The sequence below is a fragment of the Actinomycetospora succinea genome (genome assembly GCF_004363095.1).
Lineage (GTDB): Bacteria > Actinomycetota > Actinomycetes > Mycobacteriales > Pseudonocardiaceae > Actinomycetospora > Actinomycetospora succinea.
This window is the reverse complement of record NZ_SNYO01000002.1, coordinates 614,003-636,717: the sequence shown is the minus strand read 5'-3', so window position 1 is coordinate 636,717 and position 22,715 is coordinate 614,003. Positions and strand designations below refer to the sequence as shown.

The following is a 22,715-nucleotide window of genomic DNA, read 5'->3' as shown; positions in this document are numbered from 1 at the left end:
TGCGTGACCGACCCCGCACAGCCGACACACAGGAAGCACCCAGCGGAGGCCGACGGAGGACTGCGAGGCTGACGCCCATGAACGCCGCGACCCGCGCCGACCTGCGCCGACCCGACGGGACACCGGTGCGCGCGCTCGTCGTCGACGACGAGCCGACGCTGGCCGAGCTGCTGTCCATGGCCCTGCGCTACGAGGGCTGGGACGTGCGCAGCGCCGGCGACGGGCTGGGCGCCGTCAAGCAGGGCCGCGAGTTCCGCCCCGACGTCGTCGTGCTCGACGTGATGCTCCCCGACATCGACGGCTTCGAGGTGCTGCGCCGGCTGCGCGCCGACAGCCCCGACGTGCCCGTCCTCTTCCTCACCGCGCGCGACGCCGTCGAGGACCGGGTCGCCGGCATCACCGCGGGCGGCGACGACTACGTGACGAAGCCGTTCAGCCTCGAGGAGGTCGTCGCCCGGCTGCGGGGCCTGCTGCGGCGCGCGGCGGTGGCGACGGCGGTCCGCGGCGACGCGACGCTGACCGTCGGCGACCTGACCCTCGACGAGGACAGCCACGAGGTCGCCCGCGCCGGGGCGCCGGTCGAGCTCACGGCGACCGAGTTCGAGCTGCTGCGCTTCCTCATGCGCAACCCGCGTCGCGTGCTGTCGAAGGCCCAGATCCTCGACCGGGTCTGGAACTACGACTTCGGGGGCCAGTCGAACATCGTCGAGCTCTACATCTCCTACCTGCGCAAGAAGATCGACGCCGGCCGCGCGCCGATGATCCACACCGTCCGCGGCGCCGGGTACGTGCTCAAGCCGGCGGCGGGATGAGGCGCCTGCGGTCCCTGCAGAACCGCCTCGTGGTGTCGACGGTCCTGCTCCTGACCGTGGTTTTCCTCGTCGTCGGGGTCGGCGCGGCGCTGTCGCTGCGCGGCTACCTCTACCGGCAGCTCGACGACCAGGTCAGCGAGATCGCCCGCTTCCGCAGCAACCCGCCCCAGGGCGACCCCGACCGCCGTCCCCCGCCGCCCGACGCCGGCGGCGGCTTCGTCGGCGGTGGCCCCGACCGCCCGGCCAACACCCTCGAGGTCACCGTCGACGACGGCCGGATCGTGCGCGCGGTCCTGCTCGGGCGTCCCGGCACGAGCCGCCCGGTGCCGCCCGAGCAGGTGGCGCCCGCCATCGCGACCACGCCGGGCCAGCCGCCGCACACCCTCGACATCGCGGGGCTCGGGAGCTTCCGCTTCGCCGCCGCGACGGGTGACGACGGCACGGTCACCGTCGTCGGCCTGTCCACCGCCGCCCTCGAGGACACCGTCGGCGAGCTGGTGGTCCGCGAGGCGGTGATCTTCGGGATCGGCGTCGTCCTCGCCGCCGTCGCGGCGGCGTTCACCACGCGCCTGACGCTGCGCCCGCTGCACCGCGTCTCGGCCACGGCCCGGCGGGTCTCGGAGCTGCCGCTGTCGTCGGGCGAGGTCGAGCTCGCCGAACGGGTCCCCGACGTCGACGCCGACCCGCGCTCGGAGGTCGGCCAGGTCGGGGCCGCCCTGAACCGGATGCTCGGGCACGTCGGCGCCGCGCTCGCCGCCCGCCAGGACAGCGAGACGCGGCTGCGCCGGTTCGTCGCCGACGCCAGCCACGAACTGCGCACCCCGCTCGCGGCGATCCGCGGCTACAACGAGCTCGCCGCCCGGCGCGCCGACGAGCTGCCGCCCGAGGTCGCCGGCCTGCTCGACCGCATGGGCTCGCAGACGCAGCGCATGACCGCCCTGGTCGAGGACCTGCTGCTGCTCGCGCGCCTCGACGCCGGGCGCCCGCTGGCCCGCGAGCCCGTCGACCTCACCCGCCTCGTCGTCGACGCCGTCACCGACGCCCACGTCGCCGCGCCGGAGCACCGGTGGTCGCTGGACCTGCCCGGGGAGGAGCCCGTCGAGGTCGTCGGCGACCCCGAGCGGCTGCACCAGGTCGTCGCGAACCTGCTCGCCAACGCCCGCACCCACACCCCGCCCGGCACGCTCGTCACCGTCGGGCTGCGGACGGTCGACGGCGACGGTGTGGTCCGGCTCGACGTCGTCGACGACGGTCCCGGGATCCCGTCCGATCTGCTGCCGCACGTCGCCGAGCGCTTCGCCCGCGGCGACACCGGGCGCGCCCGCACCACCGGCAGCACCGGGCTCGGCCTGTCGATCGTCTCGGCGGTCGTCGCGGAGCACGGCGGGCGCCTGGCGATCGCGAGCGAGCGGGGGGAGACCCGCTTCACCGTCGACCTGCCCGCCGCTCCGGACGGCGTCCTATCCTCCGGGCCATGACCGAGCCCGCGCCTGGTGTGCCCGAGGAACCCGAGCGCAGCCCGGCGGCGACCCCGGCGCCGCCGCCGATGCGGGCGTCGGACACCGAGCGCGAGCAGGTGGCCGAGGTCGTCCGGCAGGCGGTCGCCGACGGGCGGCTCACGATCGTCGAGGGCGACGAGCGCCTGCGTGACGTCTACGCCGCCGTGTACCGGCGCGACCTCGTCCCCGTCACCGCCGACCTGCAGCCCGTGGGGGAGGCGGCGGGGTCGCCGGCGCACCGCCCGCTCGGGCACCTCGACCGCCCGGCGTCGACGACGTCGGTGGCCGTGCTGACCGGTGTGGACAAGCGCGGCGCGTGGACTCCCGGCCACACCCATCGCGTGATCGCGTTCTGGGGCGGCGCCGACCTCGCCTTCACGGACGCGCGCCTCGACGACGCCGGCCTCGTGATCGGCGCGATCGCGATCATGGGCGGCGTGAACATCGACCTGCGCGGCATCCCGGCCGGCGTCGAGGTCACGATCCAGGCGGTCGCGATCATGGGCGGGATCGACGTCACCGTCGACCCCGACACCACGGTCGTCGAGGACGGGTTCGGCTTCATGGGCGCGTTCGACGACGAGTCCGGGGTCCCGCAGTCCACGACCGGCCCGCGCGTCCGCGTCACGGGGCTCGCGCTGATGGGCGGGGTGTCGGTGCACCGCAAGCCGCCCGAGATCGCGCGCGGCGACCGGCGCGCGCTGGAGGAGTGAGCGCTACTCCTTCGCGAGCAGCCGGTCGAGCTTCTCCTCGATCCGGTCCATTCGCCCGCTGAGCTCGGTGAGTGTGCGGAACGCGGTCGCGTCGGTGTTGAGCAGCGCGTCGAGGCCCGACATCCGCACCGGCGAGCCGGGCACCCGTGACGGGTGGCGCTCGCCCTCGAGCACCGCGGCGTGGAGCTCGGTCACGCGGAAGTCGAGCCAGGCCAGCAGGTCGCCGACGTCGATCGTGCGCCCGAAGCGCGTCCGGACCCGCTGGTGCAGGACGTCGCCGCCCCCGGAGTGGCGGGGCCGGTGGCTGCTGCGCCGGTGGTGGTCGTCGCCGTCGAAGAGCTCCTCGAAGAACCCGTCCTCCTCCTCGTGGTGATGGTGGTGGACGTGCTGCTCGACGGGCGGGCCGGGAGGCGGGGGAGGAGGCGGCGGCGGGCCGGGCGGTGGCGGCTGTCCCCAGGGCTCGGTCACGGTCGTCGTCCCTCCGGTGTCTCGGGTCACGACTACCCTACGTGACTGCCACGAGGAAGCGACCGGCGCGAACGGGTGATCGAGTTCGCGAGAGGTAGGGACAGCCCCCACCGGTCGTAGGGAGCACGCGATCGTCGCGGTCCCGGCGAGACCGGAAGCTGATCGAGCCCGACCCGAACGGTCGGACCCCGATCCGGCCCAGGAGCTCACCGTGCAGACCGACATCGACCAGACCCGTCCCGTCGCCCCCGGCCAGGGGCAGCGACACGGGGCTGCTCCGGTCCGGGAGGCGCCACCGCCCCGGGTCACCCGGACGCGCGGGCGTCGCGTCGCCACGGTGGTCGTGGCCTCGGTCGTCGCCGTCACCACCGGGCTGGGCCTCGGGGCGCTCGTCGCCATGGCGACCAGCCCCGACGGCACCATCGCCGGCGCCTTCACGCCGGCGTCGTCGAGCGAGCCGACCGGCGGCGATACCCCCGGCGGTACGCCGGAGGCCGACGGCGCGGGTGCCGACGGGACCGACGTCCCGGGCGGCGGGTCGGCGGGTGCGCCCGCGATCGGCGGTCCGGTCGGCGGCCCGTCCGGCGAAGGGCCCGGTGCTCCCGCGGCCGGCAGCTCGTCGACGCCCGGTCACCCCGGCACGACGCCCGCGACCCCGCTGACCGGTCGCTTCACCTACGACGGCTCGGTCCTGCTCTCCGACGGCCGCGTCGTCGGCCCGGACGGCGTGGTGCGCTCGCCCGCGTTCCCGCTGCCGCACGGCGCCCACCGCCTCCCCGACGGCACGATCGCGCTGCACGACGGCACGCTGCTCAACGCCAACGGGTCGCCGCGCGCCGCGATCGTGATCCCGGCCGGCACCGCCAGCACCCCGGAGGGCGGGAGCATCCCGGTCCCCGGCTTCACGATCAACGCCGACGGCACGCTGACCCCCGCCAACACCGGCGCCCGCGTCGTGTGGAACTACGACGGCACCGCCACGGTCATCTCCGGCAACCACGTCGACGTGTGGAACAAGGACGGCAACTTCGCCTCCCGCTACGACGCGAAGCCCGGCGAGACCGTCAACCACGACGGGTCGATCACCCGCGCCGACGGCACCGTCGCCGACCCGAACGGCTCCACCACCCGCGCGCCCGTCCGCATCCCGGGCGGCACCACCGTCGACCCGCACCACACGACCCCGGACGAGCCCGAGACGCCCGCCGACCCGGTGCCGGACACGCACCACGAGGGCACGCCGGCCGACGCGAACGCCCAGACGCCCGCCGACGGCACCGTCCCCGCGGAGACCCCGACCGGGACCGGCACCGAGACGGGTACGGACACGCACACCCCGTCCGGCTCGACCTCGGGCTCCAGCTCGGGCAACTCGAGCTCAGGCTCCTCGAACTCCTCGAGCGGTTCGGGTTCGAGCGGCTCCGGGACGTCGCACAGCAGCAATTGACCGATCCCGGGGTGTACCAGCGATGCGGCATCGCTGGCGTCCATCGCCAGGATCGCCACATGCTCGCCGACGCGACACGCCGCCACAGGAACGACCGCCGACCGACTCCTCAGGGCCGGTCGGCGGTCGTCTGTCGTGCAGGGACGCTCAGCGCTCGAAGCGCTTGGCCACGTCGTCGGCGATCCCGGAGACGACGCGCGCCGCGGCGCCCGCCGCGCCCTCGGCCTGCTCCTTCGCCGCGCCGGCGACCTCGGAGGCCTTCTCGCCCGCGTGCTCGGCGGCCAGGCCCAGCTTGTCGCCGACCGAGCCCGCCTCGATCGTCGCGTCGGGCCCCGGGGTCACGATCGTCTCCTCGCCGCTGTCGAAGCGGACGCGGTAGGGCGGCCCGTCCTCGCCGATCACGGCCACCACGGTGCCGGTCCGGTCGGGGACGTCGGTGGTGTTGGAGTGCATGCGGATGCGGTCGCCCACGGACGCGCTCACGAGGGTCCTCCTTCTCGACGGTGTCGCCGGGCAGGTACCCGGAACGGCCGAAGGGCACCTTCGCTCGATCTACTCGATCGAAGGTGCCCTTCGCTCACAACGTGCCCGACCGGCGAAGGGCACCCCCCGGCGGATAGACCGCCCGAAGGTGCCCTTCGCTCAGAACAGCTCGGTCAGCCGGCGGCGACCGGCGCCTCGGTCGGCGTCTCCGCGACACCGAACGTCAGCTCGCCGTCCGCCACGTCGACCGTGACCGTCTGGCCACCGTGCAGCTCGCTCGCGAGCAGCATCGACGACAGCCGGTTGCCGACCTGGCGCTGGATGGTCCGGCGCAGCGGCCGGGCCCCGAACTCGGGCTGGAAGCCCAGCTCGGCCAGGCGGTCGACGGCCGCCTCCGTGATCGCGAACCCGATGTCCTGCGCGTCGAGGCGCTCGCGCGTCTCGTCGAGGATCAGGTCGGTGATGCGCCGCAGCTGCTCCGCGTCGAGCCGCTTGAAGACGATCACCTCGTCGATCCGGTTGAGGAACTCGGGCCGGAACGACTCGCGCAGCTTCGGCATCAGCCGCTCCTGCAGCGACCGGTCCGGGTCGGACGAGGCACCCGCGAACCCGAGGGCCTGGGTGTTCGTCGTGATCAGCTCCGAGCCGACGTTGCTGGTCATGATCAGCACCGTGTTGCGGAAGTCGACCGTGCGGCCCTGCGAGTCGGTCAGCCGCCCGTCGTCCAGCACCTGCAGCAGCGTGTTGAAGACGTCGGGGTGGGCCTTCTCCATCTCGTCGAGCAGGACCACCGAGTACGGCCGGCGGCGGATCTCCTCGGTGAGCTGACCGGCCTCGCCGTACCCGACGTAGCCGGGGGGCGACCCGATGAGCCGCGAGACGGTGTGCCGCTCGGAGTACTCGCTCATGTCCACGCGGACCATGCGGTCCTCGTCGCCGAACATCGTCGCCGCGAGGGCCTTGGCCAGCTCGGTCTTGCCGACGCCGGTCGGGCCGAGGAACAGGAAGCTGCCGATCGGGCGGTTCGGGTCGTCGAGCCCGGCCCGCGAGCGGCGGACGGCCTCGGCGATCGCGGTGACGGCGTCGTCCTGGCCGACGACCCGCTCGTGCAGCTGCTCCTCGAGCTTGAGCAGGCGGTCCCGCTCGGTCTCGGTGAGCTGGCTGACGGGGATGCCGGTCGAACGGGCGACGATCTCGGCGATGTCCTCGACGGACACCTCGAGCACGCCCGCCTGCCCCGACTGCCGGTCGGAGCGCGCCGCCTCGAGCGACGACTGCGTCTGCGCGATCTCGTCACGCAGCGCGCCGGCCCGCTCGTAGTCCTCGTCGGCGACGGCCTGGTCCTTGTCACGGGTCAGCGACTCGAGCTTGCGCTCGAGCTCGCGCGAGTCGGTGTGCGGGCCCTTGGCCTGCAGCCGCTTGCGCGCGCCGGCCTGGTCGACGAGGTCGATGGCCTTGTCGGGCAGGAACCGGTCGGTGACGTAGCGCTCGGAGAGCTCGGCGGCCGCCGTCAGCGCCTCGTCGGTGAACCGCACCTGGTGGTGCGCCTCGTACCGGTCGCGCAGCCCGTGCAGGATCGCGACCGTGTCCTCGACCGAGGGCTCCGGCACCATCACCGGCTGGAACCGGCGCTCGAGCGCGGCGTCCTTCTCGATCGACTGTCGGTACTCGTCCAGCGTGGTCGCGCCGACGATGTGCAGCTCGCCGCGGGCCAGGGCCGGCTTGAGGATGTTGCCGGCGTCCATGCCGCCCTCGGACGACCCGCCGGCACCGACCATGGTGTGCAGCTCGTCGATGAAGACGATCAGCTCGTCCGAGTGCTCGCGGACCTCCGCGACCAGCTTGGTCATCCGCTCCTCGAAGTCACCGCGGTAGCGGGTGCCCGCGACCATGCCCGACAGGTCGAGCTGGACGATGCGCTTGCCCTCGAGCTGCTCGGGGACGTCGCCGGACACGATGCGCTGGGCGATGCCCTCGACGACCGCGGTCTTGCCGACGCCCGCCTCGCCGATGAGGACGGGGTTGTTCTTGGTGCGGCGCGAGAGGACCTCGATGGTCTGGTCGACCTCGTCCTCACGCCCGACGACCGGGTCCAGCTCGCCGGCCCGCGCCTTGGCGGTCAGGTCGACGCCGAACTGGTCGACGGTCGGGGTGCTGGAGTCGGCGTTGTCGCCGCCACCGGACCCCCCGCCGCTCGGGCGCTGCCCGCCGGACGCGGCGGAGCGCTGCAGCGACTGCGGGGTGACGCCCTGCTGGCCGAGCGCGCGGCCGACGGGGCTGTCGTTGTTCGCGGCCAGCGCGAGCACGATGTGCTCGGGGCCGATGTAGCTCGAGCCGAGGGCTCGGGAGATCTGGTGCGCGTCGAGCAGGGTGCGCTTGGCCGTCGGGGTCAGCGACGGGGGCTCCGTGCGGGCCTCGCCGCGGGGCAGCTGCTCGTCGGCGGTCCGCGCCAGCGCGTCGACGTCGGCGCCCGCTCCGGACAGGAGCTGGCGCAGCGGCGGCACCTGGGTCACGACGAGCAGCAGGTGCCACGCGTCGAGGTCGGTGTTGCCGCGCTCGGCGGCCTGCTGGGCCGCGGCACCGACGAGCTGGCGGGCCGGCTCGGTCATGAGCTGGGTGATGTCGATGCGCTGGACACCTCGCGGGGACGCTCCGCCGAGGAAGCTCGCGAGGAAGTCGTCGAACGGGCCGGACCCGGGACCACCGGGCCCGAAGGCGCTGGTCATGAAGCTCCTCAGTGGGTCCAGCAAGAGTTCGAGCCGGCTGGTCTCGCCGGCACTGAACTGGTCAGCAACGCGGGGGGATCATTCATTCCTGAGTGGTGGCGACTCAAGTCGTGACGTGGACCATGAGTCGATGACGCTCACGTCGGAGGGCTACCCGCATCACGGCATGGGCACGCGCCCGCGCGGGCACGCGGGAGGCATGAGCACCGTGACCGCCCGCGAGGTCCACCTCGTCCGCCGCCCGCAGGGCATGCCCGAGCCCGACGACTTCGCCCTCGTCGACCGCGACCTCGACGAGCCCGGCGACGGCGAGGTGCTCGTCGCGAACCAGTACTTCTCGGTCGACCCCTACATGCGCGGGCGTATGAACGACGTGCCGTCCTACGTCCCGCCGTTCGCGCTGAACGAGGCGATGGACGGGCGCGCGGTCGGCGAGGTCGTCGCGAGCAACAGCGGCGACGTGGCCGTCGGCGACGTCGTCACCACCAACCTCGCGTGGCGCACGCACGGCGTCGTGCCCGCCAAGCAGGTCCAGAAGGTCGCCGCGCCGCAGGGCGTCAGCCCGTCGGCCTACCTCGGCGTGCTCGGCATGCCGGGTCTGACCGCCTGGGTCGGGCTGCTCGACAAGGCGGCGTTCCGCGAGGGCGACGCCGTGTTCGTGTCCGGCGCCGCCGGCGCGGTCGGCAGCCTCGTGGGGCAGCTCGCGAAGCTCAAGGGCGCCTCGCGCGTCGTCGGCAGCGCCGGGAGCGCCGACAAGGTGCAGTGGCTGACCGGCGAGCTCGGCTACGACGCGGCGTTCAACTACAAGGACGGGCCCGTCGTCGACCAGCTTCGCAAGGCCATGCCCGACGGCGTCGACGTCTACTTCGACAACGTCGGCGCAGATCACCTCGAGGCCGCGATCGCGTGTGCCAACGACTTCGCCCGCGTCGCCGCGTGCGGGGCGATCGCGCACTACAACGACACGGCGGACGACCCGACGCCCGGACCGTCGAACCTCTTCCAGATCGTCAAGAAACGCCTGTCGCTGCAGGGCTTCATCGTCACCGACTCGTGGCAGCGGATGGGCGCGTTCCTCGAGGAGGTCACGCCGTGGGTGGCCGAGGGCAAGGTGAAGTTCTCGGAGACCACCGCGGAGGGCATCGACGACGCCGTGGAGGCCTTCCGCGGCATGCTCCGCGGCGAGAACACCGGGAAGATGATCGTCAAGCTGTGATGGCCTGCGGCCACGTGCGTGATATGGGTCGCCGGAGGGACCCATATCACGCACGTGGCGTGAGCCATCCCCCGTCGGCGCGCCAGACCGACACCACGGCGGGGCGGGCGACGCTCGTCCCGCCGTCGGGCCAGTGCGAGATCGGGTTCGCGAGGCTCGCGTCGTCCGACTCGCCCGGGTGCTGCACCGCCACCAGCGCCAGGCGCTCCTCGACCACCGGCCCGCACGTCTCCGCCCCGCGCGGCACCGTGAGGAACTGCTGGACACGGCCGCGCTGCGGGCCCTCGAGCGGCACCGCGAACAGGCCGTCGTTGGAGCCCAGCGCGTTGCCGTCGGTCGCGATCCAGAGGTTCCCGACGGCGTCGAACGCGACGTTGTCGGGGCACGAGATCGGCGAGACCTGGTCCTTCGGGAAGCCGCCGAAGTAGGTGTCCGCGGCGGCGGGGTCGCCGCACACCAGCAGCAGGGACCACGCGAACGTCCGCGCGCCCGGGTCGTTGCCGCCCTCGACGAGCTCGAGGACCTGGCCGTTCGTGTTCTCGCCGCGCGGGTTGACGCCGTCGGGACCCGGCTTGCCCGGGGTGCCGCGCTCGTCGTTGTTGGTCAGCGCGGCGTAGACGCGTCCCGTGGTCGGGTGGGGCTGGACGTCCTCGGGGCGGTCCATCGGCGTCGGGGCGACGGTGTCGGCGGCGATCCGGGTGTGCACGAGCACCTGCGCCGCGCTCATCCCGGGGACGAACGAGCGCCCGGTGCCGTCGGCGAGCGACTCCACCAGCGGCAGCCACTCGCCGCTGCCGTCGGGCCCGCCCCCCGGGGCGTCCGGTGAGAAGCGGGCGACGAACAGCGTGCCCTCGTCGAGCAGGCGGGCGTTCGACTCGCGGTCGGCGGGGGTGTCGCCCGCGCGGTGGGTGCGCGAGGAGACGAACTTGTAGAGGTACTCGAACCGCTCGTCGTCGCCCATGTACGCCGCGACGGTGCCGGTCGGGCCGACGCGGACGTTGGCGCCCTCGTGCTTGAAGCGGCCGAGCGCGGTGTGCTTGCGCGGGGTCGAGGACGGGTCGAACGGGTCGACCTCGACGACCCAGCCGAAGCGGTTGGCCTCGTTCGGCTCGCGGATGAGGTCGAAGCGCGGGTCGACGCCCTCCCACCTCCGCTCGGTGGCGCCGCCGTCCATGCCGTAGCGGGCGAGCGCCAGGTCGGCGACCGTCTCCCCGTTCGCGAAGTACTGGTCGATGTTCTCCTCGCCGGTGAGCACCGTGCGCCACGGCGTGACCCCGCCCGCGCAGTTGTTGAGGGTGCCCAGCACCGTGCGGCCCTCGGGGTCGGCGCTCGTGCGCACGAGCGCGTCGCCGGCGACGGGGCCGGTCAGCGTCATCGGGGTGCTCGCGGTGATCCGCCGGTTGACCCCGTCCATCACCGGCGTCAGGCGTCCCGAGGCGGGGTCGCGCTGCACCATGACGACCGACATCCCGTGCGCCGCCATGCCGATCGCGACCTGCTCGGGGGTCGGCGCGTCGGGGTTGTATCCCGGGATCATGAACGGCTCGGTCGTGTACTCGTGGTTCGCGACGAGCAGCGCCCGGCCCGGGCTGCCCGGCACGTCGAGCAGCGCGAGGAAGTCGTTGTTGAACCCGAACTGCTGGGCCTGCGCGGCGGCGGTCTGCGCGTTCGGGTCGAAGGCGGGCGCGCCGGGCAGCACGGGGTCGCCCCAGCGGATGACGACCTGCTGGTCGAACCCCTCGGGGACCCGCACGGCGTCCTCGGTGTTCGGGGCGACCGCGGTGAAGCCGAACGGGGAGGGCATCGGGGCGGTCGGGGGCGCCGCGGCACCCGCACTGCCGCTCGTCCCGCACGCCGCGGCGAGGGTGCCGGAGAGCCCCGCGACCAGGCCCGCCTGCAGCACGCGCCGCCGGCTCAGCGCCGCGGCCGCGACCTCGCGGAACGGCGTGTGGTCGGTCGGGTTGGGCGCCTCCCGGGAGCACGCGTCGGCGCACCGGTAGCGGCACGAGATGGCCGGGCGTCCGTGGGGGCGGCGGACGGCGAGCGGCAGCAGGCGCACGGAATCTCCCGTGTGTCCGAAGTGGTGGTCGCAGCGACGCTAGGTCCGCCGGGCGTCGCGGCGGCGTGAGGCGGATGAACACCAGCCGAACACGCCCAGCTCCGGGGCGTGACCGACCCGACGGTTCGTTTCGGGCGGCGCGGGCGTCGGGCAGCCGAGACGATGCGAGCACTCACGTGGCAGGGACAGGGTGACGTTCGCGTCGAGACCGTCCCGGACCCCACGATCCAGGAGCCGACCGACGCGATCATCAAGGTGACGAGCACCGCGATCTGCGGCTCCGACCTGCACCTCTACGAGGTCCTCGGGCCGTTCCTCGACCAGGGCGACATCCTCGGCCACGAGCCGATGGGCATCGTCGAGGAGGTCGGCTCCGAGACCGGTGACCTGAAGGTCGGCGACCGGGTCGTCGTCCCCTTCAACATCTCCTGCGGGCACTGCTGGATGTGCGAGCGGCAGTGGTTCGCGGCCTGCGAGACCACCCAGAACCGCAACCAGGGCATGGGCGCGTCGCTGTTCGGCTTCACGAAGCTCTACGGGCCGGTCCCGGGCGGCCAGGCCGAGTACCTGCGCGTGCCGCAGGCGCAGTTCGGCCCGATCAAGGTCCCCGACGGCCCCGCCGACGAGCGCTTCCTCTACCTCTCCGACGTGCTGCCCACCGCGTGGCAGTCCGTCGAGTACGCGCGCATCCCCGACGGCGGCAGCGTCGCGGTGTTCGGTCTCGGCCCGATCGGGCAGATGGCCGCACGGATCGCCCGTCACCGGGGCTACCGGGTCATCGCCGTCGACAGCGTCCCCGAGCGCAACGCGATGGCGCGCCGGCACGGCGTCGAGGTCGTCGACGCGAGCACGGTCGACGACGTCACCGCCGCGATCCGCGACCTCACCGACGGCCGCGGCACCGACTCCGCGATCGACGCGGTCGGCATGGAGGCCCACGGCGGCTCGGCGATCCCGGAGCTCGCGCAGAAGATCGTCAACAAGCTGCCGGACGCGATCTCGGCGCCGCTGATGCAGGTGGCGGGCGTCGACCGCACCGCCGCGCTGGTCGGGGCCGTCGACGCGGTGCGGCGCGCGGGCGTCGTCTCGCTGTCCGGTGTCTACGGCGGCACCGCCGACCCGATCAACATGCTGAAGATCTTCGACAAGGGCATCTCGCTGCAGATGGGCCAGGCCCACGTGAAGCGCTGGACCCCGGAGATCCTCCCGCTGCTCACCGACGAGGACCCGCTCGGCGTGCACGACCTGGAGACCCACCGCCTGCCGCTCGAGTCGGCGCCGCACGGGTACGACATCTTCCAGAAGAAGCAGGACGAGTGCATCAAGGTGGTCCTGTCGCCGTGACTGACGCGCAGCGCAGCGGAGCCGGACCGTGAACGAGGACGACCCTTCGCTGTTCTTCGTCGGGACGGCGACGACGCTGGTGCGGTGCGGGGGGTTCACGGTCCTCACCGACCCGAACTTCCTGCACCGCGGCCAGCGGGCCTACCTCGGCAAGGGGCTGGTCTCGAAGCGGCTCACCGAGCCCGCGCTCACCCCGGCGCAGCTGCCGGCCCTCGACGCCGTCGTGCTCTCGCACCTGCACGGCGACCACTGGGACCGGGTGGCGCGCCGGGGTCTCGACCGCTCCCTGCCCGTGATCACCACGCCTGCGGCCGCCCGGACCCTGCAGTCGCGGCAGCGCTTCCGGCGCGCCCTGGGCCTGGCGACCTGGGAGTCGCACACGCTCGTGCGCCCCGACGGCGCGACGCTGCGGGTCACCGCGCTGCCCGGCCGGCACGCGCCGCGCCCGGTCGGCGGGCTGCTGCCGCCGGTGATGGGCAGCCTGCTGGAGTTCGCCGACCCGTCCGGCGAGGTCCTGCGCCGGATCTACCTGTCGGGCGACACGCTGCCGTTCGAGGGCATCGCGCAGATTCGCGAGCACGTCGGCGAGGTCGACCGCGCCGTCCTGCACCTCGGCGGCACGACCCTGCCCGGCGGGATCGTCGTCACCATGGACGGGCGGATGGGCGCCGACGTCCTGGAGACCATCGCGCCGAAGCGCGCGACGCCGATCCACTACGACGACTACGGCGTCTTCCGGTCGCCGTTGTCGGAGTTCCTCGGCGAGGTGGAGCGCCGCGGCTGGTCGGACCGCGTCGACGTCGTGGACCGCGGCGGCACGATCGCCCTGTAGGCGGGCGCCTCCGGCCCGCCCACCCCGGGACGAACGAACGGCGCCTTCACTGCTTGCGAAGCAGCGAAAGCGCCGTTCGTTCGTCAGGGCGGGACGCACCCGGCGCAGTGCCGTGGTCCCGGCGGTCGAGCGTCAGGCCTCGCGCAGCGTCAGGAGCAGGTGGTCGCGGCCCTTCGGGCTCACGAGCTTCGCGTCCCAGCCGCGGTCGGCGCGGGCGGTGTGGAAGTACGCCTTCGACGGCGCGCGAACGGGCGCCTTGAACACGACGTCGACGGTGAACGCCGGGCCGTGCCGACCCGCGAGCGCGGCGAGCGCGCGGGCCTTGGTCCACATCCCGTGCGCGATGGTGCCCGGCATCCCGAACGCCTTGGCGGCGAGGCCGTTGACGTGGATCGGGTTCACGTCGCCGGACACCGCGGCGTAGCGCCGACCGATGTCGCCCGGCACCGTCCAGATCGCGTGCGGGAGCCGGCCGACGTGCGGCTCGGGTTCACGCGAGGCGGCGTCGTCGGCGCCCTCGGGGGCCGGGGCGCCGCGTACGAAGTAGGTGCTGCGCGAGCCCCAGATCTCCGCGCCGTCGACGTCGGTGACCGCGGTGACGAGGTCGACCTGCGCGCCCTTGGGGTGCGCGGCGAGCCGGTCGGCGTGCACGGCGACGCGCAGCGGCTCGCCGACCTCGGGCGGCCGCACCTGGGTGATGACGTTGCGCAGGTGCACCATGCCCGGCGCGGGCAGGGGGAACTCGCGGTCGGTCATCAGCCGCATCTGCAGCGGGAACGCCAGCATGTGCGGATAGGTCGGCGGGACGACGCCGCCGACGGAGAACCCGCACACGTGGTCGTAGTCGGCGACGGCGTCGGCGTCGATGCGCACCCCGGCGAGCTCGAGGCGGCGGTCGGGCAGCGTCGTGCCGCCCGACCGAGCCGTGAGCAGCGCGCGGCCGTAGAGGACGCCGAGGGTGGGCGCCGCATCGAGCGTCTCGACCCGGGCGAGCGGAGCGACGGGGGGAGGCTGCGCGGTCATCAGGCCCCCAGGTAGTTCTGGCCGTCGACGCGCAGCACCTGCCCGTTGACGGCGTAGGACGCGCCCTGGGCGAACCAGGCGATCGTCTCGGCGACGTCGATCGGCAGCCCGCCCTGGGTCATCGACGACAACCGCCGCCCGGCCTCGCGGGTGCCGACGGGCATGGCGGCGGTCATGTCGGTCTCGATGAAGCCCGGCGCGACCGCGTTGATCGTCGCGTCCTTCTCCACGAGCAGCGGGGCCGTGGCGTCGACCATCCCGATGACGCCGGCCTTCGAGGCGCCGTAGGCGGTCTGACCGCGGTTGCCCGCGATCCCCGCCATCGAGGACACGGTGACGATGCGCCCGCCGCGGTGGAAGACATCGGACGCCAGCAGCGCGTCGTTGATCGCGAGCTGGGCGTTGAGGTTGACGTCGATGACCGAGTTCCAGCGGTCGCGGTCCTGGTTGGCCAGGAGCTTGTCGCGAGTGATCCCGGCGTTGTGCACGACGACGTCGAGCCCGCCGTGGCGCTGCGCGTGGTCGAGCAGGGTCGCGGGCGCGTGGTCGGCGGTGATGTCGAGCTGCAGCGCGCTGCCGCCGACGTCGTTGGCTGTGCGCGCGAGCGCGTCGCCGGCAGCGGGCACGTCCACGCAGATCACCGTCGCGCCGTCGCGGCGCAGGGTCTTCGCCACGGTCGCGCCGATGCCGCGCGCGGCACCCGTGACGACGGCGGTGCGCCCGGCGAGCGGCTTGTCCCAGTCGACGCCCTGACTCGAGCCCGCGAAGCCTGGCACCGTGCCGACCTCGAGGCGCTGCCCGTCGACGAACGCCGAGCGCGACGAGAGGAAGAAGCGCAGCGTCGACTCGATGTCGTTCTCGGCCCCGTCGGCGACGTGGACGAGGTTCACCGTCGCGCCGTAGCGGGCCTCCTTGGCCGCGGAGCGCACGAGGCCCTCCAGCGCGCGGCGGGCGGCGCGCACCGACGGCGCTCCTGCCTCGCCGGGCACGTCGCCGATCACGAGGATGCGGCCCGACGGCCCGACCCGGCGCATCACCGGGGTGAGGAAGCCCTGGATCGCCGCGAGGTCGGCGGGCGACGAGAGGCCGGTCGCGTCGACGATCCCGGCGGCCACCTTCGACGTCGAACTGCCGCCGCCGACCGGGGCCTGCGGGTCCTCGTGGACCTCGACGCCCAGGTCGGTCAGCAGCGAGCGCACGACCTTCGCGACGCGCCCGCTCGCCGTCGCCGTCCCGAGCAGGGCCGGGCCCGACAGCAGCGGCTGGCCGGGCTCGTAGCGGCGCAGCCGGGGCACCGGGGGCAGCCCGACGGTGCCGGCGATCGACTTCCCGAAGCCGGAGTTGACGAAGTCGGAGTACCAGTCGTTGGACATGTCTCTCAGGCCTCCAGGATGGCGACGACGCCCTGACCACCGGCGGCGCAGATCGAGATCAGGCCCCGGCCGGCTGTGCCATCTCTTTGGCTCTTCTCGTGCAGCAGCTTCGCCAGGGTCGGGACGATGCGGGCGCCGGTGGCGGCGAACGGGTGGCCCGTGGCCAGCGACGACCCCGCGACGTTGAGCTTGGTCTTGTCGAACGTGCCCAGCGGCCCGTCGAGTCCGAGGCGCTCCTTGCAGAAGATCGGGTCCTCCCACGCCGCGAACGTGGCGAGGATCGTCGAGGCAAAGGCCTCGTGGAACTCGTAGAAGTCGAAGTCCTGCAGCGTGAGCCCGTTCCGCTCGAGCAGGCGCGGCACGGCGTAGGTGGGGGCCATGAGCAGGCCCTCGTCGCCGTGGACGTAGTCGACGGCGGCGGTCTCGGCGTCGACGAAGTGGGCGAGCACGGGCAGGTTGCGCTCGGCGGCCCATTCGTCGCTGGCGAGCAGGACCGTCGCGGCGCCGTCGGTGAGCGGCGTGGAGTTGGCCGCCGTCATCGTGGCCTCGGTGTCGGGGTAGCCGGCCGGCCTGAACACCGGCTTGAGCTTCGCCAGGCCCTCGAGGGTCGAGTCGGCGCGCAGGTTGTTGTCCTTGGTGAGCCCCAGGTAGGGCGTCAGCAGGTCGTCGAAGAACCCGCGGTCGTAGGCGGCGGCCAGGTGCTGGTGGCTCGCGACCGTGATCTCGTCCTGCGCGGTGCGGCTGATGCCCCACGCGGCGGCGGTCTGGGCGGCGTGCTCGCCCATCGACATGCCGGTGCGCGGCTCCTTGTTGGCCGGGATCTCGGGGACGATCTGCCCGGGTCGCAGCCCCGCGAGGGCCTTGACGACGCCCGCGGTGGACTTCGCCCGGTTGGCGGCGAGCAGCACGCGGCGCAGGTCGTCGTTGACCTCGATCGGCGCGTCGCTGGTGGTGTCGACCCCCGAGGCGACGCCGCTCTCGATCTGCCCGAGGGCGATCTTGTTGGCGACCTGGAGCGTCGTCTGCAGGCTGGTGCCGCAGGCCTGCTGCAGGTCGTAGGTCGGTGTCGCGGCCGAGAGGCGGCTGCCGAGGACGGCCTCGCGGGTGAGGTTGAAGTCGCGGCTGTGCTTGAGCACCGCGCCGGACGCGACCTCGCCGAGGCGCTCGCCGGCCAGCCCGAACCGCGCGACGAGACCGTCGAGCGCGGCGGTGAGCATGTCCTGGTTCGAGGCCCGGGCGTACGCGCCGTTCGAGCGGGCGAAGGGGATGCGGTTGGCGCCGACGATGGCGGCGCGGCGCGGGGACGATGGTGCGGAGGGCACGATTCCTCCCGGAGGTATCCGGAGCTGTTCGCAGGGGTGCGGCGCGGTCACGGCGGCGTGACGCTCGCCGTGCGGCCGTAGTTACCCGAAAGTATCAGGTACCGTCGGTAACGTGAGCCGTCGTTCCACGCATCACCCCGAGAGCGGGCGTGACAGTGAGCGCGACGCGTCACGTCCGCGGCGCGACCGTCGGTCCAGCCGCTGGGACGAGCATCGCCGGGCCCGGCGCCAGGAGCTCACCGCCGCCACGATCGTGGCCATCCGCGCGCACGGGGCCGAGGTCGGCATGAGCCAGGTCGCCGCGCAGGCCCGCACCAGCAAGACCGTCGTGTATCGGCACTTCGCCGACAAGAACGACCTCTACCTCGCCGTCTGCGACTGGGTGGCGGCCGTGCTCGTCGGCCAGCTCCAGACCGCCATGCGCGACGCCACCGAGAACCCCCGCCAGACGCTGGTGTCCGGCATCGACGCCTATCTCGGGCTCATCGAGGCCGACCCCGAGGTCTACCGCTACGTCATGCGCCCCCCGAAGCTCGACCGCCCCGAGGGCGAAGACCCTGTCAGCGATCTCTGCACGGTCATCGGCGACCACATCGCGGAGATCATCTCCACCGAGCTGCGCCGCCAGAACCGCGACGCCACGCCGGCCCAGACCTGGGGCCACGCCCTCGTCGGCATGGTCCGTGCCGCGGGCGACCAGTGGCTCGCCGCCCGTCCCGACCTCGAGCGCGAGACCCTCGCGGGCCAGCTCGCGGACCTCGCCTGGTCGGGTCTCTCGCGCACCGTCACACCTTCGGCCGCGTCATCGGCCTCCTGACGGGGCACTCGGTGATCACGTACCGCCATCCGGAGGACTCTCGTGAGCACCCCATCGTCCACCGACGTCACGCCGGCCACCGTCGCCGCCGTCCAGCTGGCCCTCGACGGCCGCTGGCACGCGCTGCGTGACGAGGTCCGCGCCCGCGACGACTTCGCGCACCTGCGCGTCGACCCCGACACCGGCGTCGAGTCCTACCGCGCCGCGGTCGGCGAGATGCTCGTGCGCCTCGCCGACGAGGGCCACGCCGTGCACGGCTTCCCGGTGGCCGTCGGCGGACGCGGTGACATCGGCGGGTCGGTGGTCTCGTTCGAGATGCTGGCCTACGCCGACCTGTCGCTGCAGGTGAAGAGCGGGGTCCAGTGGGGCCTGTTCGGCGGCGCGATCCAGGCGCTGGGCAACGCCGAGCAGCACGCCCGCTACCTGCCCGGGGTCATGGACCTGTCGCTGCCCGGCTGCTTCGCGATGACCGAGACCGGCCACGGCTCGGACGTGCAGTCGGTGCACACCACGGCCACCTACGACGCCGCCACCGGCGAGCTCGTCATCGACACCCCGACCGAGTCGGCCCGCAAGGACTACATCGGCGGCGCCGCCCGCGACGCGCGGATGGCGGCGGTGTTCGTGCAGCTCTACAGCGGCGGCGAACGCCACGGGGTGCACGCGGTGCTGGTGCCGGTGCGCTCCGACGACGGCGAGGTGCTGCCGGGCGTCGAGATCGTCGACGACGGCCACAAGGAGGGCCTCAACGGCGTCGACAACGGGCGCCTGTCGTTCCACGGCGTCCGCGTCCCGCGCGAGAACCTGCTCGACCGCTACGGCACGGTCGCCGAGGACGGGACGTACTCGAGCTCGATCGAGAGCGAGAACCGGCGCTTCTTCACGATGCTGGGCGCGCTCGTGCGCGGGCGGGTCAGCGTGTCGGGCAGCGCGGTCGGGGCGGCGGCGCTGGCCCAGACGATCGCCGTGCGGTACGGCGAGGCGCGCCGGCAGTTCGCGGCGCCGGGCAGCGACGAGGAGATCACGGTCCTCGACTACCTCGCCCACCAGCGCAAACTGCTGCCCGGGCTCGCGCGCACCTACGCGATGCGGTTCGCGCAGAACGAGCTCGTCGAGATGCTCCACGACGTCCAGACCACCCGCGAGGCCGGCGGCGACGTCGACGAGAAGCGCCAGCGCGAGCTCGAGTCGCGGGCGGCGGGCACCAAGGCGCTCACGACCTGGCACGCCACCGCGACCATCCAGGCCTGCCGCGAGGCGTGCGGCGGGCAGGGCTACCTCTCGGAGAACCGGCTGGGTCAGCTGCGCGCCGACACCGACGTGTTCACGACCTTCGAGGGCGACAACACGGTCCTGCTCCAGCTCGTCGCCAAGGGACTGATCTCGGGCTACGCCGACGACTTCGGCCACCTCGACACCCTGGGCACCGTGCGCTTCGTCGCCGACCAGGTGCTCGACACCGTCGCCGAGCGCACCTCCCTGCGCCAGCTCGCCGAGCGCCTGCGCGCCGTGGCCCCCGGGCGCGACGAGGAGGACGTGCGCGACCGGTCGTGGCAGGTCAAGCTCCTCGACGACCGCGAGGAGCACACGCTCGACGGGCTCGTGCGCCGCCTGCGCCCGGCCCGCGACAAGGGGATCAGCCCCGAGCGCCAGTTCGCGATCTTCAACGGCGCCCAGGACCACCTCCTGCGCGCCGCGCGGTCCCACCTCGACGGCCTGGTGCTCGACGCGTTCGTGCGCGCGATCGACGCGTGCACCGACCCGTCGGCGCGGGCTCTGCTGGGAAAGGTCTGCGACCTCTACGCCCTGTCGCTGATCGAGGAGGACAAGGGCTGGTTCCTCGAGCACGGGCGGATCTCGGCGACGCGGTCCAAGGCGATCACGGCCGAGGTCAACCGGCTGTGCCTCGAACTGCGTCCGCACGCCCGCGCGCTCGTCGATGCGTTCGGGATCCCGGAAGCGTGGATCGGGGCGCCGATCGCGACCGGCGCCGAGCAGCGCCGCCAGGACGAGGCCCGCGCCCACGCCGCGTCCCTGGCCTGACCCGAGTACGAGCGGACCGCACCTCGCGGTGCGAGCGATGCGGCATCGCTGGCGTCTGACGCCAGGATCGCCACATGCTCGCTCGCGCGACACGCCGGCGGGGTGGATCAGCCTGGCGGCCACGCTCGCACTGGACGTCAGGAAATCCACCCGCTCGATTCGCCCGCTTCGGTGGACTCCGACGGGAACGGGTACCGGTGGCACGATGGCCGCCCCGGCGCGGGTCGGGCCGAATTCAGGGCGAGAGGACGTCGATGTGAGCACTCCGGGCGACGGGTACGGCCAGGGCCAGCAGGGCTACGGGCAACAGGGTGGCTACGGGCAGCAGCCGTACGGCGAGCCGAGCTACGCAGGGCCGGGCGGCCAGACGCCGGGCTGGGGTCAGCCGTCGGTCCCGACGAAGCCGCGCAACGGCATGGGCGTCGCCGCGCTGATCTTCGGCATCCTGGCGCTGCTGACGTGCTGGTGGCTGCCGGTCGTCGGCGGCCTGCTGGGCATCGTCGCGATCATCCTCGGCGTCGTCGGCCGGGGTCGTGCGAAGCGGCTCGAGGCGAACAACAAGGGCATGGCGACGACGGGCCTCGTGCTCGGCATCATCACCCTGATCCTCAACATCATCCTGAGCATCCTGGTGTTCGTCGCCGGGGTCGCCTTCCTCAACTTCGGCGGCGGGGCGTCGGTCCAGCAGTTCCAGGACTGCCTCTCCCAGGCCTCCAACCAGCCCAACCCCGCGGCCGTGCAGCAGGCCGTCGAGCAGTGCGGGCAGCAGTTCAACCAGCAGCTCCCCGGCACCCAGCCCGAGGGCGAGGGCGGCTGAGCCACCCCGGACGACGAACGGCCCCGCACCCATCGGGTGCGGGGCCGTTGTGCGTCAGGTGTCCGAACCGGGCGATGAGCCGCCTCGCGGCGCGTGGCACACCAGGGCTTCAGCCGAACGATCGTCCCTGGCGGCTCTTATTAATGAGACCCGGGGGCACATGGCGCCCGGTCCGGACGCCCCATTGAACCCCATGACGGCGCCGTGTGTTCCCGCGGGCGGAGACGATTCGTCCGGGCTGGCCGCGACGCGGCGTGACGGCGCGCAGAACGACAGCCGGCGAGCTGGGGGCTTTCCTGACGTTGAACGCGGGCGTGGCCGCCAGGCTTGCAGGTCAGCGGGGGAGGACGGCGAGGGAGTCGGTCACGGCGCGCAAGGGGTCGGCGGCGGGGTCGTTGACGATCGTGAGGCCCTCGTCACGCCCGCGCCGGACCATGGTCGTCGAGCCGCCGCCGTCGAGGGACGCGGCGACGGGCGCGCCGAGGTCGGTCAGCAGGCGGGCCAGCTCGGCCAGCGTGACGCCGATGCTCGCGTCCTGCCGCCCGTCGACCGTGACCAGCCACAGCCGCGAGCCGTCGCTCGACATTCCTACCGCGGTGCGCGGTGCGCGCTCGGTGTCCTGCAGGCCGGGCAGGACGTCACCGCCCCGGGCCAGCGGCAGCGCGCCGAGCGCCACGCGCAGCGGCGGGGACCCCACCGCGCCGAGCCCGTACGACAGGCGCACGGACATGCCGACCGTCAGCCCCCGCAACGACGCCGCGCCCCGATCCCGGCCGACCAGCGCCACCGTCCCGTCCGGCAGCCGCCCCGCGCCCGGCGGCCCCACGGCGACGACCTCCCCGCGCGCCACCCGCACCTCGAGCGTGTCCGCGCTGCACGGGGCGTCGGGGTCGGTGTCGGACCCGCACGTCGTCGGACCCCGCGGCGCGTCGCCCCACGCCGGGTCGAACACCCCGACGCCGTCCACGGGCACCGCGTAGCCGTCGAGGCCCGCGAGCGGCACCGTCCGGTCACGCGCCACCACCGACCCCCGGAACGCCACCCGCGCCAGGTGCGCCCGCCCCTCCCCGTCGAGGCCCACGACCGTGTCCGGTCCCTGGCCGGGCGGCGCCGGCGGCGACGGGCGGCGGCCCACCGGCACCCCGGACGTCCGCGCCGCCCCGTCGACGATCTCGGCCCCGACCGGCGCCCCGGTCCCGCCCTCGTCGAAGAACCCGCCGTTGACCGCCGCGATCGCCCCGGCCCGCCCGGCCAGCTCGGGCACCGTCGCGACGGCGGGCACGACCGGCGGGGTCAGCAGGTCGACGCGCACGGCCGGGGAGGTGAGGTCGACCTCGACGACGTCACCGCGCAGGGGACCGCCGCGCGGGTCGGACAGCGTCGTCGTGAACTCGCGGTAGGTCGTGCCCGGCAGGTCGGCGGCGGCGCCGCGGGGGACGAGGAGCTCGTCCAGTACCCGCCCGTCGGGGGAGGCGGAGGCGGCGGCCCGGCGCCCAGCGTCAGTCCGGCCACGACGGCGAGGGCCAGCGCGAACCACCGCGAACCCACCCGCGCCTCCCGTCACCCCGGACGGTCCGGCGGTCGGCGACGACACTGGACGCGGCGGCGCCGGGGCCGGACCACGACACTCAGAGGGCGGGTCGGCACCGCTCGGACGGGTGACGACCTGAGAGAAAGCGACATCAGGGAACGAAGCAGTCAGGCGTCGGTATCGTCACAGC

18 protein-coding genes are annotated in these 22,715 nt (G+C 73.7%); 10 read left to right on the top strand and 8 right to left on the bottom strand.

Annotated elements, in window-relative coordinates; translation table 11 throughout:
• Window positions 1-77 precede the first annotated feature (77 nt).
• The 3 genes from EV188_RS09390 to EV188_RS09380 are packed head-to-tail and all read left to right on the top strand — an operon-like array spanning window position 78 to window position 3,024.
• Window positions 78-812, top strand: a complete 735-nt coding sequence (locus tag EV188_RS09390) for a response regulator transcription factor (protein ID WP_279536711.1) — start codon at window positions 78-80, stop codon at window positions 810-812.
• Entirely contained in the window at window positions 809-2,290 is a 1,482-nt protein-coding gene (locus EV188_RS09385) for a sensor histidine kinase (RefSeq protein ID WP_133825955.1), read from the top strand. Before EV188_RS09390 ends, EV188_RS09385 begins: the two co-directional genes overlap by 4 nt.
• Window positions 2,287-3,024: a DUF1707 SHOCT-like domain-containing protein gene (locus EV188_RS09380; protein WP_243741575.1), complete on the top strand. Its 738-nt coding sequence runs from the start codon at window positions 2,287-2,289 to the stop codon at window positions 3,022-3,024. The genes EV188_RS09385 and EV188_RS09380 overlap by 4 nt, the downstream gene beginning before the upstream one ends.
• Window positions 3,025-3,027: 3 nt before the next feature.
• Here EV188_RS09380 and EV188_RS09375 read toward each other — a convergent pair whose 3' ends face one another.
• Window positions 3,028-3,492 (bottom strand): hypothetical protein, encoded by a 465-nt coding sequence (locus tag EV188_RS09375; protein ID WP_133825954.1) that lies wholly within the window; start codon window positions 3,490-3,492, stop codon window positions 3,028-3,030.
• A 211-nt stretch (window positions 3,493-3,703) separates the two neighbouring features.
• Here EV188_RS09375 and EV188_RS09370 point away from each other — a divergent pair, with 211 nt between their 5' ends.
• Entirely contained in the window at window positions 3,704-4,939 is a 1,236-nt protein-coding gene (locus tag EV188_RS09370) for a hypothetical protein (protein ID WP_133825953.1), read from the top strand.
• A gap of 147 nt (window positions 4,940-5,086) precedes the next feature.
• Here EV188_RS09370 and EV188_RS09365 read toward each other — a convergent pair whose 3' ends face one another.
• Together EV188_RS09365 and EV188_RS09360 are read right to left on the bottom strand one after the other, a co-directional pair.
• Window positions 5,087-5,422 carry a DUF1918 domain-containing protein gene (locus tag EV188_RS09365; RefSeq protein ID WP_133825952.1) on the bottom strand — a complete coding sequence of 112 codons (336 nt, stop codon included), beginning with the start codon at window positions 5,420-5,422 and terminating at the stop codon, window positions 5,087-5,089.
• A gap of 173 nt (window positions 5,423-5,595) precedes the next feature.
• A complete protein-coding gene (locus tag EV188_RS09360) occupies window positions 5,596-8,148 on the bottom strand; it encodes an ATP-dependent Clp protease ATP-binding subunit (protein WP_133825951.1) in 2,553 nt (850 codons plus the stop codon).
• A 199-nt stretch (window positions 8,149-8,347) separates the two neighbouring features.
• Between EV188_RS09360 and EV188_RS09355 the strand changes: the two genes are divergently transcribed.
• On the top strand, window positions 8,348-9,364 hold the full coding sequence (locus tag EV188_RS09355; protein WP_133826338.1) for an NADP-dependent oxidoreductase: 1,017 nt from the start codon (window positions 8,348-8,350) through the stop codon (window positions 9,362-9,364).
• A 46-nt stretch (window positions 9,365-9,410) separates the two neighbouring features.
• Here EV188_RS09355 and EV188_RS09350 read toward each other — a convergent pair whose 3' ends face one another.
• Window positions 9,411-11,423: a PhoX family protein gene (locus EV188_RS09350; protein ID WP_133825950.1), complete on the bottom strand. Its 2,013-nt coding sequence runs from the start codon at window positions 11,421-11,423 to the stop codon at window positions 9,411-9,413.
• Window positions 11,424-11,585: 162 nt separating this feature from the next.
• On the opposite strand from EV188_RS09350, the gene EV188_RS09345 reads away from it, so the two are divergent.
• Together EV188_RS09345 and EV188_RS09340 are read left to right on the top strand one after the other, a co-directional pair.
• Complete coding sequence (locus EV188_RS09345; RefSeq protein WP_133825949.1) at window positions 11,586-12,767, top strand: zinc-dependent alcohol dehydrogenase; 1,182 nt, start codon at window positions 11,586-11,588, stop codon at window positions 12,765-12,767.
• Window positions 12,768-12,795: 28 nt separating this feature from the next.
• Window positions 12,796-13,599 carry an MBL fold metallo-hydrolase gene (locus EV188_RS09340; protein ID WP_133825948.1) on the top strand — a complete coding sequence of 268 codons (804 nt, stop codon included), beginning with the start codon at window positions 12,796-12,798 and terminating at the stop codon, window positions 13,597-13,599.
• A gap of 132 nt (window positions 13,600-13,731) precedes the next feature.
• Here EV188_RS09340 and EV188_RS09335 read toward each other — a convergent pair whose 3' ends face one another.
• The 3 genes from EV188_RS09335 to EV188_RS09325 are packed head-to-tail and all read right to left on the bottom strand — an operon-like array spanning window position 13,732 to window position 17,317.
• Window positions 13,732-14,622, bottom strand: coding sequence for a MaoC/PaaZ C-terminal domain-containing protein (locus EV188_RS09335; RefSeq protein ID WP_133825947.1), 891 nt, complete (start codon window positions 14,620-14,622; stop codon window positions 13,732-13,734).
• Window positions 14,622-15,995: a 3-oxoacyl-ACP reductase gene (locus tag EV188_RS09330; protein WP_133825946.1), complete on the bottom strand. Its 1,374-nt coding sequence runs from the start codon at window positions 15,993-15,995 to the stop codon at window positions 14,622-14,624. Before EV188_RS09330 ends, EV188_RS09335 begins: the two co-directional genes overlap by 1 nt.
• A gap of 5 nt (window positions 15,996-16,000) precedes the next feature.
• A complete protein-coding gene (locus tag EV188_RS09325; RefSeq protein WP_133825945.1) occupies window positions 16,001-17,317 on the bottom strand; it encodes an acetyl-CoA C-acetyltransferase in 1,317 nt (438 codons plus the stop codon).
• Between the two features lie 112 nt (window positions 17,318-17,429).
• Between EV188_RS09325 and EV188_RS09320 the strand changes: the two genes are divergently transcribed.
• From EV188_RS09320 to EV188_RS31485, 3 genes are all read left to right on the top strand, one after another.
• The gene (locus EV188_RS09320; protein ID WP_133825944.1) at window positions 17,430-18,134 is read left to right on the top strand and encodes a TetR family transcriptional regulator; all 705 of its coding nucleotides are present in this window, start codon (window positions 17,430-17,432) and stop codon (window positions 18,132-18,134) included.
• 42 nt (window positions 18,135-18,176) lie between these two features.
• Window positions 18,177-20,177: an acyl-CoA dehydrogenase family protein gene (locus EV188_RS09315; protein ID WP_133825943.1), complete on the top strand. Its 2,001-nt coding sequence runs from the start codon at window positions 18,177-18,179 to the stop codon at window positions 20,175-20,177.
• A 256-nt stretch (window positions 20,178-20,433) separates the two neighbouring features.
• Window positions 20,434-20,994 (top strand): DUF4190 domain-containing protein, encoded by a 561-nt coding sequence (locus EV188_RS31485; RefSeq protein WP_166659799.1) that lies wholly within the window; start codon window positions 20,434-20,436, stop codon window positions 20,992-20,994.
• A gap of 334 nt (window positions 20,995-21,328) precedes the next feature.
• On the opposite strand, the gene EV188_RS09305 is transcribed toward EV188_RS31485, so the two are convergent.
• Window positions 21,329-22,531, bottom strand: a complete 1,203-nt coding sequence (locus EV188_RS09305; protein WP_133825941.1) for a phosphodiester glycosidase family protein — start codon at window positions 22,529-22,531, stop codon at window positions 21,329-21,331.
• Between the last annotated feature and the right edge of the window lie 184 nt (window positions 22,532-22,715).